Genomic DNA, 14,943 nt, shown 5'->3' with positions numbered 1-14,943 from the left:
GCGACGATGCAGCCAACGCCGCTGAAACTGCTGATGGTCGAAGACAACTCGATGGACGCCGAACTGACCCTGATGCGCCTGGAGCGCAGCGGGCTGCAAGTGCAGGCGCAACTGGTGTTCGACCATGCCGGTGTCGAGCAAGCCCTGAGCGAGGCCCGCTACGACCTGATCCTGTGCGACTGCGTGCTGCCGGGCTCGTCCGGCACCGAAGTGCTGGCCATCGCCCAGCGCCTGGCACCGGACATTCCGTTCATCTTCCTGTCTGGCATCTATGGCGAAGAACATGCGGTGGAAATGATCCGCCTGGGCGCCACCGACTATGTACTCAAGAAGAACCTGCCGCTGCTGCCCAAGGCCGTACGCCGGGCCCTGACCGAAGTGCAGGAGCGCCAGCGCCGGCGCCGCGCCGAAGAAGCCCTGGCCGACGTCGAGGCACGTGCACGCATTGCCATCGACGCTGCCGGCATGGGCACCTGGGACATGCGCCCGCAAGAAGGCCTGTTGTTGTGGGATGACCGCTGCAAGACCCTGTTCGGCCTGCCCGCCGATACCGAAATGAGCCTCGAGGTGTTTTACGCCGGCATCTACCCCGACGACCTGCCGCAGGTGCGCGAGGCGGTGGAGCACGCCATGTGCCCGGAAAGTGGCGGCCTGTATCGGGTCGAATTCCGCATCGCCCAACCCGCTGGCCTGGAACCGCGCTGGCTGCTCAGCAGTGGCCAGAGCCAGTTCGTCGACGGAAAATGCATGCGTTTTTCCGGGGTGCTGCAGGACATCCATGCCCAGCGCCTGGCCAACCAGGCACTGCACCAGCTCAACGAGATGCTGGGTGAAAGGGTCGAGCGCCGCACCCGCGAACGCGACCGTGCCTGGGAGCTGTCGCAGGACTTGCTGGCCGTGCTCAACAAGGACCTGACCCCAGTCGCGCTGAACCCCGCCTGGGAAGCCAGCCTTGGCTTGTCCCGCGAACGCCTGAGCCAGTTGTCCTTGCTGCACCTGCTGCCCGAGCCCGACCAGGAACTGCTGCTCACCGAACTGGCCGCCCTCGCCCATGGCCGCACCAGCGCCCGTTTTGTCGGGCGTATCCTGGATGCCGGTGGCCAGCAACGCTGGTTGTCGTGGGTGGTGGTGCCGGAAGACACCCTGTTGTACGTGGTGGCGCGCGACATCACCAGCGAGCGCGAAGCCGCCCTGGGCCTGGCCGAAGCCAACGCCCGCCTGCGCGAGCAGATCGCCGAGCGCGAACGTATCGAGGCCGCGCTGCAGCAGATGCAGCGGCTGGAAGCGGTCGGCCAGCTGACCGCCGGTGTGGCTCACGACTTCAACAACCTGCTGACGGTAATCCTCACCGGTGCCAGCTTCCTCGAGCGCGACCTGGCCAAAGCCGACGTTGAAAAAGCCCGTGCGCGGCTCACGCACATCCGCGAAGCCGGCGAGCGCGGCGCCAAGCTGACCTCGCAGTTGCTGGCTTTCTCCCGTCGCCAACGCCTGGAACCGGTGGCGCTGAACCTCAACCGCACCCTGGCCGGCCTGGAAGAGTTGCTGCGCCGCACCTTGGGCGGCAATGTCTCGGTGCGCCTGGACCTGGAACCAACCCTGTGGCAGGCGCTGACCGACCCGACCCAGACCGAAATGATCATTCTCAACCTGGCGATCAATGCCCGCGATGCCATGCCCGACGGCGGCCAACTGACGCTGTCGACCCGCAATACCCGGATCGACGCCCGCCCGCAGCGCCCGGAAGACCCGGACCCTGGCGAGTACGTGATGCTGAGCATCCGCGATACCGGCTGCGGCATGAGTGAAGAGGTGCTGGCCAAGGTATTCGAGCCGTTCTTCACCACCAAGGATATCGGCAAGGGCTCGGGCCTGGGCCTGGCCCAGGTATTCGGCTTCGCCAAACAGTCCGGGGGTGGCGTGCGCATCGACACCACGCCTGGGCGTGGCACGCAGGTGGCCGTGTATCTGCCGGCAGTCAAGGGTGAAGCCGTCAACGAACCGGTGCCGTCGCTGTTCAGCCATTCGATAAGCGAAAGCGGCCGTAATCGCACCGTGCTGCTGGTGGATGACGACCATCTGGTACGCGACATGCTCGGCGATGTGTTGCGCCAGTACGGCTACCAGGTGCGCCAGGCGCACAGTGGCGAACAGGCCTTGGCCTTGCTGGATGAGCAGATCGACCTGCTACTGAGCGATTTCGCCATGCCCGAGTTCAACGGTGCGCAACTGGCAGTGGCGGCACGCGAGCGGTACCCGCACCTGCCGGTGGTACTGCTTACCGGTTATGCAGAATTGCAGGGGCTGGAGTTGCCGGGCAGCCTGGTGATCCAGAAGCCGGTACAGGCCGATGAACTGGCCCGCTTGCTGAACGAGATGCTTGGAACTGCCAGGTGACCGAACAGCCCGCGACAAAACCTGCGGAAACGACAAAGCCCAGCGCTTGCCTTTCCAAGCACCGGACCGAGATACGTTTGAAGCAAGAAAATGGCAGGGGCGGCTGGATTCGAACCAACGCATGGCAGGATCAAAACCTGCTGCCTTACCGCTTGGCGACGCCCCTGTATCGGATGCAGCGTTTGCTGCTCTGACAATTCCAACTGAGTGACAACTGGGTTGTTGTCTTGGAATGCGCGGCACTTTAACAACAAACTTTCGGTCTGTGAACCCCCTGATGAAAAAAAATTACCAAAAAACAGCGAGTTAGTCATTTTCGGGGTTGGCGCGGCGACCATCCGTCGTTTTCCGCCCGCTTGGCTTCAACACAATCGCTTTCCTCCCTTCCAATCAGATGAGCCATCTGCATTGACCAAGGAGGACCCCATGCCTGTCTCCCACGACCTTTACCAGGACTTGCACTACCCGCGCGAAATCGTCCAGCAACGCCGTCAGCAGGACAAGGCACTGGACCGGCTGCTGGACGAGTACATGGACATCGACAACCAGGTGCTGGCCGCCGAGTCGATCTCGGCGGGCAACTTCGAGGATGAAGACCTGCGCCGCCTGAAAGAACGTCGGCTGGCAGTGAAGTACATGATCGAGCGCCAACTGGAGCACAAGGCCTGAGCTAACCCTGCAACATGGCCAGGGTCAGGGCGTCCTGATCACCGCCGTAAAATTGCACCAGCGCCAGCTGGAACAGCGGGTTGTCGGGCGCCGCCCGGGCGAACAGGGTCAGGCACGAGCGCAGCTTGAGGTGGTCGGGGCTGCCGAGCATTTCACGGGCGCTCTTGTCGCTGTGCTGCAACAGCGCAGTCACGCAGGCCTCCAGGCGTGGGCCAAGCAGCGGATGAGCCAGGTAGGCACGAGCCTCGTCGATACCGGCCAGCGCATAGCGTTCGGCCATGGCGCTGTGGCCCAGGCCATCGAGCTGCGGGAACACGTACCACATCCAGTGGCTGCGCTTGCGCCCGGCCTGCAGCTCCTGCATCACCTGGTCATACACAGGGTTCTGCGCCTCGACGAAACGCTGTAGATCATGGTCGGCGTGCATGCTCGCCCCTCCTCGCATCGGCTCCAGCCTCTACTGTACGCCTGCCATGGCAAACCTATCTCATCAGGCGATGATTGCCGCGCACTTTCTGTATTGGTCAAAATGGCCGCCCTCGGGCAAGCTGCACGCTGCCCCGCCATCGCCCAAGGAGCTTTGCTTTTGCCTGCCTGGATCCCTACCCCGCTACGCCAGCTTGGCCAACGCCTGCGCGGCGCCGCCGCCAACCAGAGCGAACTGCTCGGCTGGTTCGAGGACAAGGCGCACAGCCGCGGTTACCAGCTCAGCGACGGCCAACGCCGGGTGATCCACTGCATGGCCGAACAACTGGCGCAGCTCGAACAAGGCCAGCCGCGCAGCCTGTACCTGTACGGTTCGGTAGGCCGGGGCAAGAGCTGGCTGCTCGATGGCTTTTTCCAGGCGGTGCCGGTGCAGGCCAAGCTGCGCCTGCACTTCCATGACTTCTTCGCCCGCCTGCACCAGGGCATGCACCGCCACCGGGCGCTGGACGATGCATTGGGCGCGACCCTCGACGAGCTGGTGGGCGATTGCCAGGTGCTGTGCTTCGACGAATTCCATGTGCACGACATTGGCGATGCCATGCTGCTCACCCGGCTGTTCAATGCGTTGTTCAGCCGCGGCGTGTTCCTGCTGGTGACGTCCAACTATGCACCCGAAGGGCTGCTGCCCAACCCGCTGTACCACGAACGTTTCCTGCCGGTGATCCGCCTGATCAACAGCGCGATGGAAGTGCTGGAAGTGGGTGGCGATACCGATTTCCGCAGCCTGCCGGCCAACCGCGAGCATCAGCGCTTTACCCGGGGCCACTATGTGTGGCCGGGCAATGCAGCGCAGCGCCAGGCGCTGAAGGTGCCCGAGCCGCAGCCGGTGATGCTGGAAGTGAACAAGCGCCCGCTGCGCGCGCTGGCCGTCGATGGCCGGCGGGTGGTGCTTGGCTTTGACGACCTGTGCGAAAAGGCCACGGCAGTGATCGACTACCTGGTGCTGGCCGGGCAGTACGATGAGTGGATCATCGATGGGCTGGATGATCTGTCTGAATGTTCGCTGGCGGCGCAGCAACGTTTCGTCAACCTGGTGGATGTGCTGTATGACCAGGACCGGCAGGTGCTGGTGATCGGCAAACGGCCGCTGGAAGAAAGCCTGGGCGGGCCGCTTGCCGACCTGATGCGTACGCGCAGCCGGTTGGGGCAGCTGCATCAGGTAGGGCCCTAGAACTGCATTGCCTGGGCCGGCCTCTTCGCGGGTAAACCCGCTCCCACAGGGATGTCACAAGCCTTGAGAACTGTGCAATACCTGTGGGAGCGGGCATGCCCGCGAAGAGGCCAGCAAAGTCAAAACATCAACCCGCCCTGGGCAAATCCGCCAGCACCGCCTCGATCTCCCCCAGCACCGCCGGGTCATCCAGGGTCGATGGCGGCACATAGTCCTGCCCGTCGGCAATCTTGCGCAGCACCGCCCGCAGAATCTTCCCGGAGCGGGTCTTGGGCAGCCGCTTCACCAACCGCACCCGGTTGAAACACGCCAACGCGCCAATCTCCTCGCGCACGCTACCCACCAGGTCCACCAGCAACTGCGCCTCGGCAATGCCCTCGCCGTCCTTGAGCACCACCAAGGCCAACGGCACCTGCCCCTTGATCTCGTCATGCACGCCAATCACCGCGCACTCGGCCACCGCCGGGTGGCGTGCCACCAGGTCCTCCATCTCGCCGGTGGACAGCCGGTGCCCGGACACGTTGATCACGTCATCCGTGCGCCCCATGATGTAGACGAAGCCGTCATCGTCCAGGTAGCCACCATCGCCGGTGTGGTAATACCCCGGGTAGGTCCGCAGGTAGGCCTGCAGGTAACGCTCATGGTCGCCCCACAACGTCTGGCTGCACCCGGGCGGCAATGGCAGGGCGATGACGATCGAGCCCTGGTGGTTGGGCCCCAGCAGGTGGCCCTCGTCATCCAGCACGCGCACGTGATAGCCCGGCACCGCCCGGTTGCTCGACCCCGGCTTCGCCGCGCTGCCTTCCAGCCCTACGCAGGGCGCGGTGACCGGCCAGCCGGTCTCGGTCTGCCACCAATGATCATGCACCGGCTTGCCACTGACCCGTTCCAGCCATTCGTGAGTGCTGGAATCCAGTTTCTCGCCAGCCAGGAACAACTGGCGCAGCGAGCTCAGGTCGTGCTTGCGGATCAGCTCCCCCTCGGGGTCTTCCTTGCGGATGGCGCGCATGGCCGTAGGCGCGCAGAACAATGCATTGACCTTGTATTGCTCCACCACCCGCCAGTAGGCCGAGGCGTCCGGGGTGCGGATCGGCTTGCCTTCGTAGAACACCGTGGTGCAGCCGCTCATCAGCGGCCCATAGACGATCAGCGAATGGCCGACCACCCAGCCCACATCGGATATGCCCCACCAAACATCGCCGGCCTGCATGCCGTAGATATGGCGCATGGCGTAGCACAGCGCCACGGCATTGCCGCCGTTTTCCCGCACGATGCCCTTGGGTTTGCCGGTGGTGCCAGAGGTATACATGATGTAAAGCGGGTCGCCGGCGTCCAGCTCCACCGGTGCCACCGGCTCGGCTTTGGCCAATGCCGCCTGCCAGTCCAGGTCGCGGCCTGGCTGCAGCTGGGCACGCGCCTGCGGGCGCTGCAGCACCAGCACGTTGCGCGGCTGGTGGCGGGCCAGTTGCAGGGCGCGATCGACCAGCGGCTTGTATTCGATTACCCGGTCGAACTCCAGCCCGCAGGAGGCCGTCAGCAGCAGCGTCGGCCGGGCATCGTCGATGCGCAACGCCAGCTCGTTGGCGGCAAAGCCACCGAACACCACCGAGTGCACTGCGCCAATCCGCGCGCAGGCCAGCATGGCCATGGCCGCCTGCGGCACCATGGGCATGTAGATGATCACGCCATCGCCCTTGTTCACCCCCAGCTGGCGCAACAACCCGGCCAGGCGCGCCACCTCGTCGCGCAGTTGGTGGTAGGTGTAGGCCTGCTGCACGCCGGTCACCGGCGAGTCGTAGATCAGCGCCAGCTGCTCGCCACGGCCCTGCTCGATCTGGTGATCGAGGGCCAGGTAGCAGCTGTTCAGGCGGCCATCGGCAAACCAGCGGTGGGTGCCGTCGGCATTGTCTTGCAGCGTGAGGGCAGGCTTGCGGTGCCAGGCCAGGTGCGCGGCCTGTTCCGCCCAGAAAGCGGCAGGGTCGGAAATGGAATGGGCGTAGCTGTGCTGGTAGCTCATATCGAAAGAAACCCGGTACTTGTTGTTATTGAAGGGCGAAACTTGAGTATGGACCGCTACACCCGCGCCGCCATGGGACTAAAGTCACAACCGACCTGCAAATTTGCAGACAACGCAAAAACGCCCCATAACGGTGCAAAGCCTCTAGAATAGGCCACCCCTTCAGCCACCGAGCAGCTCATGGACATCGATCAGGCCCGTACCTTTCTGGAAATCGTGCGTTGCGGTAGCCTGGTCGCCGCCGCCGAACGCCTGTTCGTGTCACAGACGGCGATCACCGCGCGGGTGCAGCGCCTGGAGCAGCAACTGGGCTGCCAGCTGTTCGTGCGCAGCCGCAACGGCGCCAGCCTGACCAGCGACGGCGAGGCATTCGTCAGTTATGCCAACCAGATGGTGCAAACCTGGGAAGCGGCGCGCCGCGACCTGCCGCTGCCCGAAGGCTGCCAGCAAGTGCTGCACGTGGGCGCTGAGGTGAGCCTGGGCAACCCGATGCTGCTCGACTGGGTCAGTGCCCTGCACCGCGAGCTGCCCAGCCATGCCATCCGCAGCGAGGTGAGCGACGGCGAATCGCTGCTGCGCAAGGTCGAGATGGGCCTGCTGGATGCCGCACTGGTCTACCAGCCGACCTACGGCCCGGGCCTGCAGGTGGAGCAGTTGATGGAGGAAAAGCTGATCCGTGTGCGCCGGGTCGCCCAGCCAGACCCGTACATCTATATCGACTGGGGCGAAGCCTTCCGTCGCCAGCACGATGCCGCCCTGCCCGACTGCGCGCGCCCGGCGCTGAGCTTCAACCTGGGCCCGCTGGCCTTGCAGTTCATACTCGACCAGGGCGGCAGTGGCTACTTCCGCACGCGGGTGGTGCAGGCCTATCTGGACAGCGGCGTGTTCGAGCGGGTACCGCAGGCGCCGGAATTCACCTACCCGACCTTCCTGGTGTACCCGCGCAAGCGCGACAGCGAAGCCCTGCAACAGGCCTTCGCCATCCTGCGCCGGCTGGTGGCCGCCGGCGCCAGCGACTGGTCACAACGCTGGGACCCGGTTATCTGAAACCTCGGCCTTGCTGAGCAGCTGGCGCTTGAGGCCGGCGATCAGGTCGGTCTGGGTGATCACCCCCACCAACTGGTCGGCATCGAGCACCGGCAGGCAATGCAGGCCCTGTTCGCACAGCAATGGCAGCAAGCGCTCCAGCGGGTGCTGGCTGCTGACGCTGATTACCCGGCGGCTCATCACCTGCTCCATGCGCACCGCCTTGCGGCCGAACAACCCGCGCCAACTGAAGCGGCCACGCTGCATGGCCGGGCCGACCAGGTCGCTGAGGCTGACTATTCCCACCAGCTTGCCCTGCTGCAGCACCGGCAGGGTTTTCAGGTGGTGGCTGGCCAGCATTTTCCAGGCCTGCTCCAGAGTGGTGTCGGGCGTGGCGAACTGCACATCGCGGGACATCACCGAGGCCGCGGTGATACCGCCGAGGCTGCGCTGCAGGGCGTGTTGCTCGGTGGCCAGGATGATGCGTTCCAGTTCATCACGGGTGACGTCGACGAACTCGCCCAGTTCTTCCAGGGCCTGGTCGAGGTCTTCTCCGCGGATGCCGACCCGCTCGCTGGGCAGCGGGTCATGGGTGTGGTGCAGGTCCTTGCGCGGCACCGCGCCTTTCGGGTAGCGCACGCCGGTGAGGCGGTTGTAGAGGATTGCCACCGCTACCAGGATCAACGCGTTGAGCAGCACCGGCTCCAGCAGGTGGTCGCCCATGGCGGTCAGCCCCGGGTCGGCCAGCACCGCGCTCACCGCCACCCCGCCACCCGGTGGGTGCAGGCAGCGCAGCAGGCACATCACCAGGATCGAGATACCCAGGGCGGCAGCGGCCACCCACAGCTCCGGGCCGAAGCCCTGGCGCATGGCCAGGCCGACCGCGCCGGCCAGGGCGTAGCTGCCCAGCACCGGCCAGGGCTGGCCCAACGGGCCCGAGTGCACGGCGAACACCAGCACGGCCGAAGCCGCCAGCGGGCCGAGCAGGTGCAAGGCGATGCTGGGGCCATAGGCCATGCCGGTCAGCCAGCCGGCGAGGAACAGGCCGAGCAACGCGCCGATACCGGCACGCAACCATTCTTTGGGGGGAATATTCAGGGGCGCTGGCAACAGCCGCTGCAGACGACTTTCGGAACGCGAGGCAGACATGTAGGTAATCGGAATCTGTAGTTTTTCTGGTTAAAAGAAAGCCCAGCCGAGGTGGCCTGGGCCTCGTATTGCGGTTGCAATAGCACAAGGGGCTCCGTCCGTGGAGAGATGGAAACCGCAGGGTTTCGTGGGGGAATTTTGCCGGGTGGGGTGAGATTGGGCTAATTCAAAAAAATGCGGCTGTACTGCAATTTTTTTGCAGTGGTGATATGGCCAGCAAATTCCTCAAGCGCGCCGCGCAACTTGTGGGAGCGGGTTCACCCGCGAAGAATGCGACACGGTGCATGGCACCGGCTTCGCCGGTGTTCGCGGGTAAACCCGCTCCCACAGGGACCCGGCATTACCGAGCCTTGCGCGGCAAGTCGATGCTTACCCGCAAGCCGCCCAGGGGGCTATCCAGCAGCGCCAAGCGCCCGCCCCAGGCCTCGACGATATCGCGCACGATGCCCAACCCCAGCCCATGCCCGTCTACCTGCTCGTCCAGCCGCGAACCGCGCTCCAGTACCTGCTGCCGCTGGCCCTCGGGGATACCGGGGCCATCATCATCGACCCACACCTGGTAGCCCTCGGCATTCGGTGCGATACCCAGCCGTACCTCGCTGTCGGCCCACTTGCAGGCGTTGTCCAGCAGGTTGCCGAGCAGCTCCAGGAAGTCCTCGCGGTCCCAAGGCAGCAGCAGCCCGGGCGGCACATCCCTGGCCAGCTGCAGGCCCTCGCCATGGATCATGCCCAGCGTCCCCAGCAACCCCGGCAGCTCGACGTCGCAGTCGAACTGCGCGCCAGGCAGCGCATCCCCCGCCAGGCGCGCACGATTCAGCTCACGCGCCAGGCGCTGCTGAATCTGCTCCAGCTGCTCACGCATCTGCGCGCGAACATCCGGCAGGTCCTTCAGGCGCTCGCTGGAGGCCAGGCTCAGCAGCACCGCCAGTGGCGTCTTCAGTGCATGGCCCAGGTTGCCCAAGGCATTGCGCGAGCGACGCAGGCTGTCTTCGGTATGGCTCAGCAGGTGGTTGATCTGCCCCACCAGCGGCGCCAGTTCGCTGGGCACTTCGGCATCCAGCTGCGAGCGCTGGCCCTGCTGCAACTGGGCGATCTGCTGGCGTGCCCGCTCCAGTGGCCGCAGCGAGCGGGTGACGGTGATGCGCTGCAACACCAGCACCAGGATCAGCGCCACCAGGCCCATGCCCAGGCCGATCTGCTGCAGGCGCCGAAAACCTTCGCGTACCGGCGAATAATCCTGTGCCACGCTGATCGAGATGTCCTGGCCCAGGCGCCGGTAGTCGGCACGCAGGGCAAGCAGTTGCTGGCCTTCCGGGCCGAGTTCGTGGCTGTCGGAAAGGCCCGGCGCGGCGGGCTTGGGCATGTCCAGATCCCACAGCGAACGGGAGCGCCAGGTGCCTTTATCGAAATCGATGCGGAAGTAATAGCCGGAAAACGGCCGCTGGTAGGCAGCCGAGATACGCCGCTCATCCAGCTGCAGGCCCGAAGGCCCGCGCACCAGGGCCACCAGCAGGTTTTCGCTTTCCTTGCGCAGGCCGTTCTCCAGGTAGCGCTGCAGGCCGACTTCGAACAGCCACAGGGTCAGCTGCGCCAGCACCAGGCCGACCACCACCAGCACCGCCACCAGGCCCAGGCTCAGGCGCGCCTGGATCGACTTCACGCGGCGCTCCCGGCGTAGATGTAGCCCTGCCCACGGCGGGTCTCGATGACGCTGCGGCCCAGCTTGCGTCGCAAGTGGTTGACGTGCACTTCCAGCACGTTGGAGTCGCGCTCGGTTTCACCGTCGTAGAGGTGCTCGGCCAGGTGGCTCTTGGACAGGATCTGCTGCGGATGCAGCATGAAGTAGCGCAGCAGGCGGAACTCGGCGGCGGTCAGCTGGATATCCACGCCGTCACGGTTCACGCACTGCCGGCTTTCGTCCAGGTGCAGGCCGGCCGCTTCCAGCGTCGGCTGGTTGGCCAGGCCACGGGCACGGCGCAACAACGCCTGGATGCGCAGCTGCAGTTCTTCGGGGTGGAAGGGTTTGCTCAGGTAGTCATCGGCCCCGGCCTTCAGCCCTTCGATACGCTCGGCCCACGAGCCACGGGCAGTAAGGATCAACACCGGCGTGGCCAGGCCGGCGGCACGCCACTGGGCCAGTACCTCCAGGCCCGGCAAGCCCGGCAGGCCTAGGTCCAGGATGATCAAATCGTAGGGTTCGCTCTGGCCCTGGTACACCGCGTCGCGGCCGTCGGCCAGCCAGTCCACGGCGTAGCCCTGGCGCTGCAGGCCGGCGGTGAGTTCATCGGCCAGCGGTACATTGTCCTCGACAAGCAACAGGCGCATTCAGTCGTCTTCCTCGTCTTTGAGCAGGGCACCGCTGCTGGCATCGAGCTTGATCTCGCGCACCACGCCTTCAGCCGTCAGCAACTCGACTTCGTATTCGTAGCGATTGTCGTCTTCTTCCAGCTCGGCCTCCAGCAGGCGCGCCCCGGGGTGACGCCCCAGGGCGGTTTCCAGCAGATGCTCGAGTGGCAGGATGATGCCCTTCTGGCGCAGTTCCAGGGCTTCGTCCTGGTCCAGGTCGCGGGCAACGGCCAGGGAACACACGGCCAGCAGGGCCAGCGCGAGGTAGCGCGCCGGCCGCAGTAGGTGGGTCATCAGTTGTCCCGCTCGTCCTTCAGCACTTCACCGGTCTTGGCGTCCAGCGCCACGTCCCATTCGACGTTCTGCGTGTCGCGCAACTCGACCTTGTAGATGTAGCGGCCGTACTCGTCTTCAAGCTCGGAGTCGGTGACGGTGGCACCCGGGTGCTTGGCCACGGCGGCGGCCTTGAGTTCGTCCAGCGACTTGACGGTCTTGGCATTGACCAGCTTGACCACTTCGTCGGGCTGCACATCCTTGGCGATGGCGGAATGGGCGCCCAGGGCAAGGGCGGCGGCTACGGTGAACAGGGCAGTCATGTGTTTCATCGTTCTTCTCTCCTGAGAACTGTGCAAGTTGTCTACGGGGTTAAGATTAACCACCGGTCCTTAATTCAACCTGAAAACAACTGGCGCCATGATAGCGCAGGTCAGGCTGCTTTCACGCCATCACCGAATCCCGCGCGGTCCCTGTGGGAGCGGGCTTGCCCGCGAACACCGGCGGAGCCGGTGCCATACACCACGTTGCATGCTTCGCGGGTGAACCCGCTCCCACAGGGTATTCGCATGAAGCCTTATAATGACCGCCTGCTGCCCAAGAGACCCGCCATGAGCGCCATTCACATCAAGTACCCCGCCCTCACCTTCAAGGCCGGCCAACGTGCCCTGCGGCAGGTCCGCGAGCGCGGCCTGCAGGCGGCCGATGTCGGTGTGCTGCCGGGTGCGGCTGGCGGGCCGAAGCCGCTGGGCATCCAGGGCCTGGACCTGGCGCTGTTCGGTGAGTGGCTGCCGTCGGCACCACGCCAACGTGCGCTGATCGGCGCCTCGATCGGCGCCTGGCGCTTCGCCAGTGCCTGCCTCGACGACCCGGTCGCAGGCATCCGTCGCCTGGGCGAACTGTACACCGAGCAGGATTTCGCCAAGGGCGTCACCCCGGCCGAAATCAGCCGCAGCTGCCAACACATGCTCGACAACCTGCTGCAAGGCCGCGACGGCCAACTGCTGGCCAACCCGCACTATCGCCTGAACATCCTGGTAGTGAAGAGCCATGGCCAGCTCGCCCACGACCATCGCGGCCGCCTGGGCCTCGGCCTGGGTTCGGTGATCGCCAGCAACCTGCTCGGCCGTTCGCGCCTGGCCCGGCACTTCGAGCGCATCATCCTGCACGACGGCCGCGCCACGCCGCCGCTCGACGCACTGACCGACTTCCCCTCGCGCTGCCTGCCGCTGGACCTGGCCAACCTGCGCCATGCCTTGCTCGCCTCAGGGTCCATCCCCATGGTCATGGAAGGTGTGAAAGACATCCCAGGCGCAGGTGCAGGCACCTACCGCGACGGCGGCCTGCTGGACTACCACCTCGACCTGCCCTACCGCGGCGACGACCTGGTGCTGTACCCGCACTTCACCGACAAGGTCGTACCCGGCTGGTTCGACAAGGCCCTGCCCTGGCGCAAGGGCGATGCCACCCGCCTGCAGAACGTGCTGCTGATGACACCCTCGCCGCAGTACCTGGCGGCGCTGCCCTACGGCAAGCTGCCCGACCGCAACGACTTCAAGCGTTTCATGGGCGATGCGCCTGGCCGCAAGCGCTACTGGTACAAGGCCATTGCCGAGAGCCAGCGGCTGGGCGACGAGCTGCTGGAGCTGATTGCCACCGGGCGGTTGCATGAACGCCTGCAAGCCTTGTAGCGGCCATGCTGGTAGACTGCGCGCATTCTTGATTCACACAGAGTTATGACAGCGTGGAAATTTTTAAAGAATTTACATTCGAGTCGGCCCACCGCCTGCCGCACGTCCCTGCCGGGCACAAATGCGGTCGCCTGCACGGCCACTCGTTCAAGGTCGGCCTGCACCTGACCGGCCCGCTCGACCCGCACACCGGCTGGATCCGCGATTTCGCCGAGATCAAGGCGATCTTCAAGCCGATCTACGAGCAACTGGACCATAACTACCTGAACGACATCCCGGGCCTGGAAAACCCCACCAGCGAAGTGATCGCCAAGTGGATCTGGGACCAGGTCAAGCCGCTGCTGCCGGAACTGTCGAAGGTCCGCATCCACGAGACCTGCACCAGCGGCTGCGAGTACAGCGGCGACTGAACCCCGGCAAGGGCGCTGTAGCAGCGCCCTTGCGCCCCCCCTAGAACCTGGCCGAGGTTTCCACCACCTGCACAGTCAGGGATCCTTCCTCACCCAGCGCCTCCGTACCCAGCCTGCGTTCGCTGCGATCTGCCAGCTTCACGACTCGGCCACTGCTGTGCCTGAGTTTCACGTTGGCCACTGTTGCCCCCACCTGCAAGGCAGTCGGGTCCAACCCGTCCAGATGCCAGAGAAAATCCGCCTCCGCACGAACCGATTGCCAGCGCTGCGCCAGGCTCATGGTCCAGCCCTTCTGTTTGCGCAGGGTGAACTTCAGGCGCCGACCACGCGCGTCAAGCGGCCAGATCTCATACGCATACACCCCGTTTTCGAGGTAAGCGGCAAACCAGAAACGCTCGCATGCCGGCCGGGTTTCATCGTCGCGCCAGCGCGTGCCCAACGAATCGGCCTGCTCCACACTCAACCTTGCACGTGGGTTCCACTCCCAGCCTTCGTCAAAGCGAGCTGCCACCAAGCCCTGCACGCCATCCGCGGAGCCGGCAGGGCCGGCTGGCGCCTCGTCGGGCCGCCAGCACAAACTGGCGATGAAACTGTGCTCTGCCTTGAACACATGACTGCTGCCCGCCCGCTGCAGGCCCGTGCCCCAGGCGACATCACGCGCTTCATGGGCGTAGTCCAGCACTTCTAGGGCCATCAGTCCTGGCTCGCCAGTCAGCGTGTTTATCAGCCACGCCTCCCGGTTGGCGAGGCGCCTGGCCTGTTGCCCGGCGGCGTCGACCAGAACGACATTGCATAACCGCGCCCCGCGCTTGATATCGTTGTGGTTGATACCCGAAAGGTTCCACAGGTGCTGCGGATCGGCCAGATGCTGACGCCCGGCCGCCGCCTCGGTCTGGTCCTTTACGCCCGCATAGCCTGCAAAGCCTGACAGCGCCCCCGGCTTACTGTAGACAATCCGGTTCAGCGGTTTCCAGTTTCGGTCATAAGGCCGCATTTCATAGCGCAGCGTCGCGCCGGTCCGGTCCGTACCGCTGACATAGGCTCCGAACCAGAACAGCTCGCCATACACATGACTGGGCAAGGTGTAGCTCCATGGCTCCAGCTGCAATGGCCCGGTGCCTCCGGGCTCAGCCCGCAGATACCGGTACCAGTGGTCGTTGTGAAACCCGGCCCCGCCATAATGCAGCCACATGGGCGCAAGCCTGGCGGTCGAAGCATCCCACTGATCGGGATGCAGAAGTTCATCGCCCAGCTGCCACCAGCAGCGAGCCAAAAAGGAAAATTCCGGGTGGTAGACATAGTCGCTCATGG

At 65.0% G+C, this 14,943-nt stretch carries 14 protein-coding genes and 1 tRNA gene; 6 read left to right on the top strand and 9 right to left on the bottom strand.

What is annotated here, in order from left to right; all coding sequences use genetic code 11:
* The first annotated feature begins 6 nt into the window (after positions 1-6).
* Complete coding sequence (locus tag CAG46_RS14915) at positions 7-2,394, top strand: response regulator (protein ID WP_085617543.1); 2,388 nt, start codon at positions 7-9, stop codon at positions 2,392-2,394.
* A gap of 91 nt (positions 2,395-2,485) precedes the next feature.
* Here the strand turns inward: CAG46_RS14915 and CAG46_RS14910 are convergent.
* Positions 2,486-2,560, bottom strand: a tRNA-Gln gene (locus tag CAG46_RS14910).
* Positions 2,561-2,820: 260 nt separating this feature from the next.
* Here CAG46_RS14910 and CAG46_RS14905 point away from each other — a divergent pair.
* The gene (locus CAG46_RS14905; RefSeq protein WP_025338457.1) at positions 2,821-3,063 is read left to right on the top strand and encodes a DUF465 domain-containing protein; all 243 of its coding nucleotides are present in this window, start codon (positions 2,821-2,823) and stop codon (positions 3,061-3,063) included.
* 1 nt (position 3,064) lies between these two features.
* Here the strand turns inward: CAG46_RS14905 and CAG46_RS14900 are convergent, their stop codons facing one another.
* A complete protein-coding gene (locus CAG46_RS14900) occupies positions 3,065-3,490 on the bottom strand; it encodes a DUF1810 domain-containing protein (protein WP_075044616.1) in 426 nt (141 codons plus the stop codon).
* Positions 3,491-3,649: 159 nt separating this feature from the next.
* On the opposite strand from CAG46_RS14900, the gene zapE reads away from it, so the two are divergent.
* A complete protein-coding gene (gene zapE, locus CAG46_RS14895) occupies positions 3,650-4,720 on the top strand; it encodes a cell division protein ZapE (RefSeq protein ID WP_084785133.1) in 1,071 nt (356 codons plus the stop codon).
* A 127-nt stretch (positions 4,721-4,847) separates the two neighbouring features.
* Here zapE and CAG46_RS14890 read toward each other — a convergent pair whose 3' ends face one another.
* Positions 4,848-6,737 (bottom strand): propionyl-CoA synthetase, encoded by a 1,890-nt coding sequence (locus CAG46_RS14890; protein WP_085617541.1) that lies wholly within the window; start codon positions 6,735-6,737, stop codon positions 4,848-4,850.
* A gap of 180 nt (positions 6,738-6,917) precedes the next feature.
* Here CAG46_RS14890 and CAG46_RS14885 point away from each other — a divergent pair, with 180 nt between their 5' ends.
* Positions 6,918-7,784, top strand: coding sequence for a LysR family transcriptional regulator (locus CAG46_RS14885; protein ID WP_085592929.1), 867 nt, complete (start codon positions 6,918-6,920; stop codon positions 7,782-7,784).
* Here CAG46_RS14885 and CAG46_RS14880 read toward each other — a convergent pair.
* The 5 genes from CAG46_RS14880 to CAG46_RS14855 all read right to left on the bottom strand — a co-directional run bounded on the left by CAG46_RS14880 (position 7,758) and on the right by CAG46_RS14855 (position 11,863).
* The gene (locus CAG46_RS14880) at positions 7,758-8,912 is read right to left on the bottom strand and encodes an HPP family protein (RefSeq protein WP_085617539.1); all 1,155 of its coding nucleotides are present in this window, start codon (positions 8,910-8,912) and stop codon (positions 7,758-7,760) included. The two genes, CAG46_RS14885 and CAG46_RS14880, sit on opposite strands and share 27 nt — an antisense overlap.
* 340 nt (positions 8,913-9,252) lie before the next feature.
* A complete protein-coding gene (locus CAG46_RS14870; RefSeq protein ID WP_085617537.1) occupies positions 9,253-10,572 on the bottom strand; it encodes a sensor histidine kinase in 1,320 nt (439 codons plus the stop codon).
* The gene (locus CAG46_RS14865; protein ID WP_013971919.1) at positions 10,569-11,237 is read right to left on the bottom strand and encodes a response regulator transcription factor; all 669 of its coding nucleotides are present in this window, start codon (positions 11,235-11,237) and stop codon (positions 10,569-10,571) included. The genes CAG46_RS14870 and CAG46_RS14865 overlap by 4 nt, the downstream gene beginning before the upstream one ends.
* Positions 11,238-11,552: a PepSY domain-containing protein gene (locus tag CAG46_RS14860; protein ID WP_025338450.1), complete on the bottom strand. Its 315-nt coding sequence runs from the start codon at positions 11,550-11,552 to the stop codon at positions 11,238-11,240.
* Positions 11,552-11,863: a PepSY domain-containing protein gene (locus CAG46_RS14855; RefSeq protein ID WP_025338449.1), complete on the bottom strand. Its 312-nt coding sequence runs from the start codon at positions 11,861-11,863 to the stop codon at positions 11,552-11,554. Before CAG46_RS14855 ends, CAG46_RS14860 begins: the two co-directional genes overlap by 1 nt.
* A 279-nt stretch (positions 11,864-12,142) precedes the next feature.
* Between CAG46_RS14855 and CAG46_RS14850 the strand changes: the two genes are divergently transcribed.
* Together CAG46_RS14850 and queD are read left to right on the top strand one after the other, a co-directional pair.
* Positions 12,143-13,222 (top strand): patatin-like phospholipase family protein, encoded by a 1,080-nt coding sequence (locus tag CAG46_RS14850; protein ID WP_025338447.1) that lies wholly within the window; start codon positions 12,143-12,145, stop codon positions 13,220-13,222.
* A 53-nt stretch (positions 13,223-13,275) separates the two neighbouring features.
* Positions 13,276-13,632, top strand: coding sequence for a 6-carboxytetrahydropterin synthase QueD (gene queD / locus CAG46_RS14845; protein WP_025338446.1), 357 nt, complete (start codon positions 13,276-13,278; stop codon positions 13,630-13,632).
* A 40-nt stretch (positions 13,633-13,672) separates the two neighbouring features.
* Here queD and CAG46_RS14840 read toward each other — a convergent pair whose 3' ends face one another.
* Positions 13,673-14,941: a hypothetical protein gene (locus CAG46_RS14840; RefSeq protein WP_085617535.1), complete on the bottom strand. Its 1,269-nt coding sequence runs from the start codon at positions 14,939-14,941 to the stop codon at positions 13,673-13,675.
* Positions 14,942-14,943 lie beyond the last annotated feature (2 nt).

This window comes from Pseudomonas sp. B23(2017) (assembly GCF_002113725.1).
In the GTDB taxonomy this organism is placed as follows: Bacteria; Pseudomonadota; Gammaproteobacteria; order Pseudomonadales; family Pseudomonadaceae; genus Aquipseudomonas; species Aquipseudomonas putida_Z.
The sequence above is the reverse complement of the archived record's forward strand: the minus strand, read 5'-3'. Positions and strand labels throughout refer to the sequence as shown.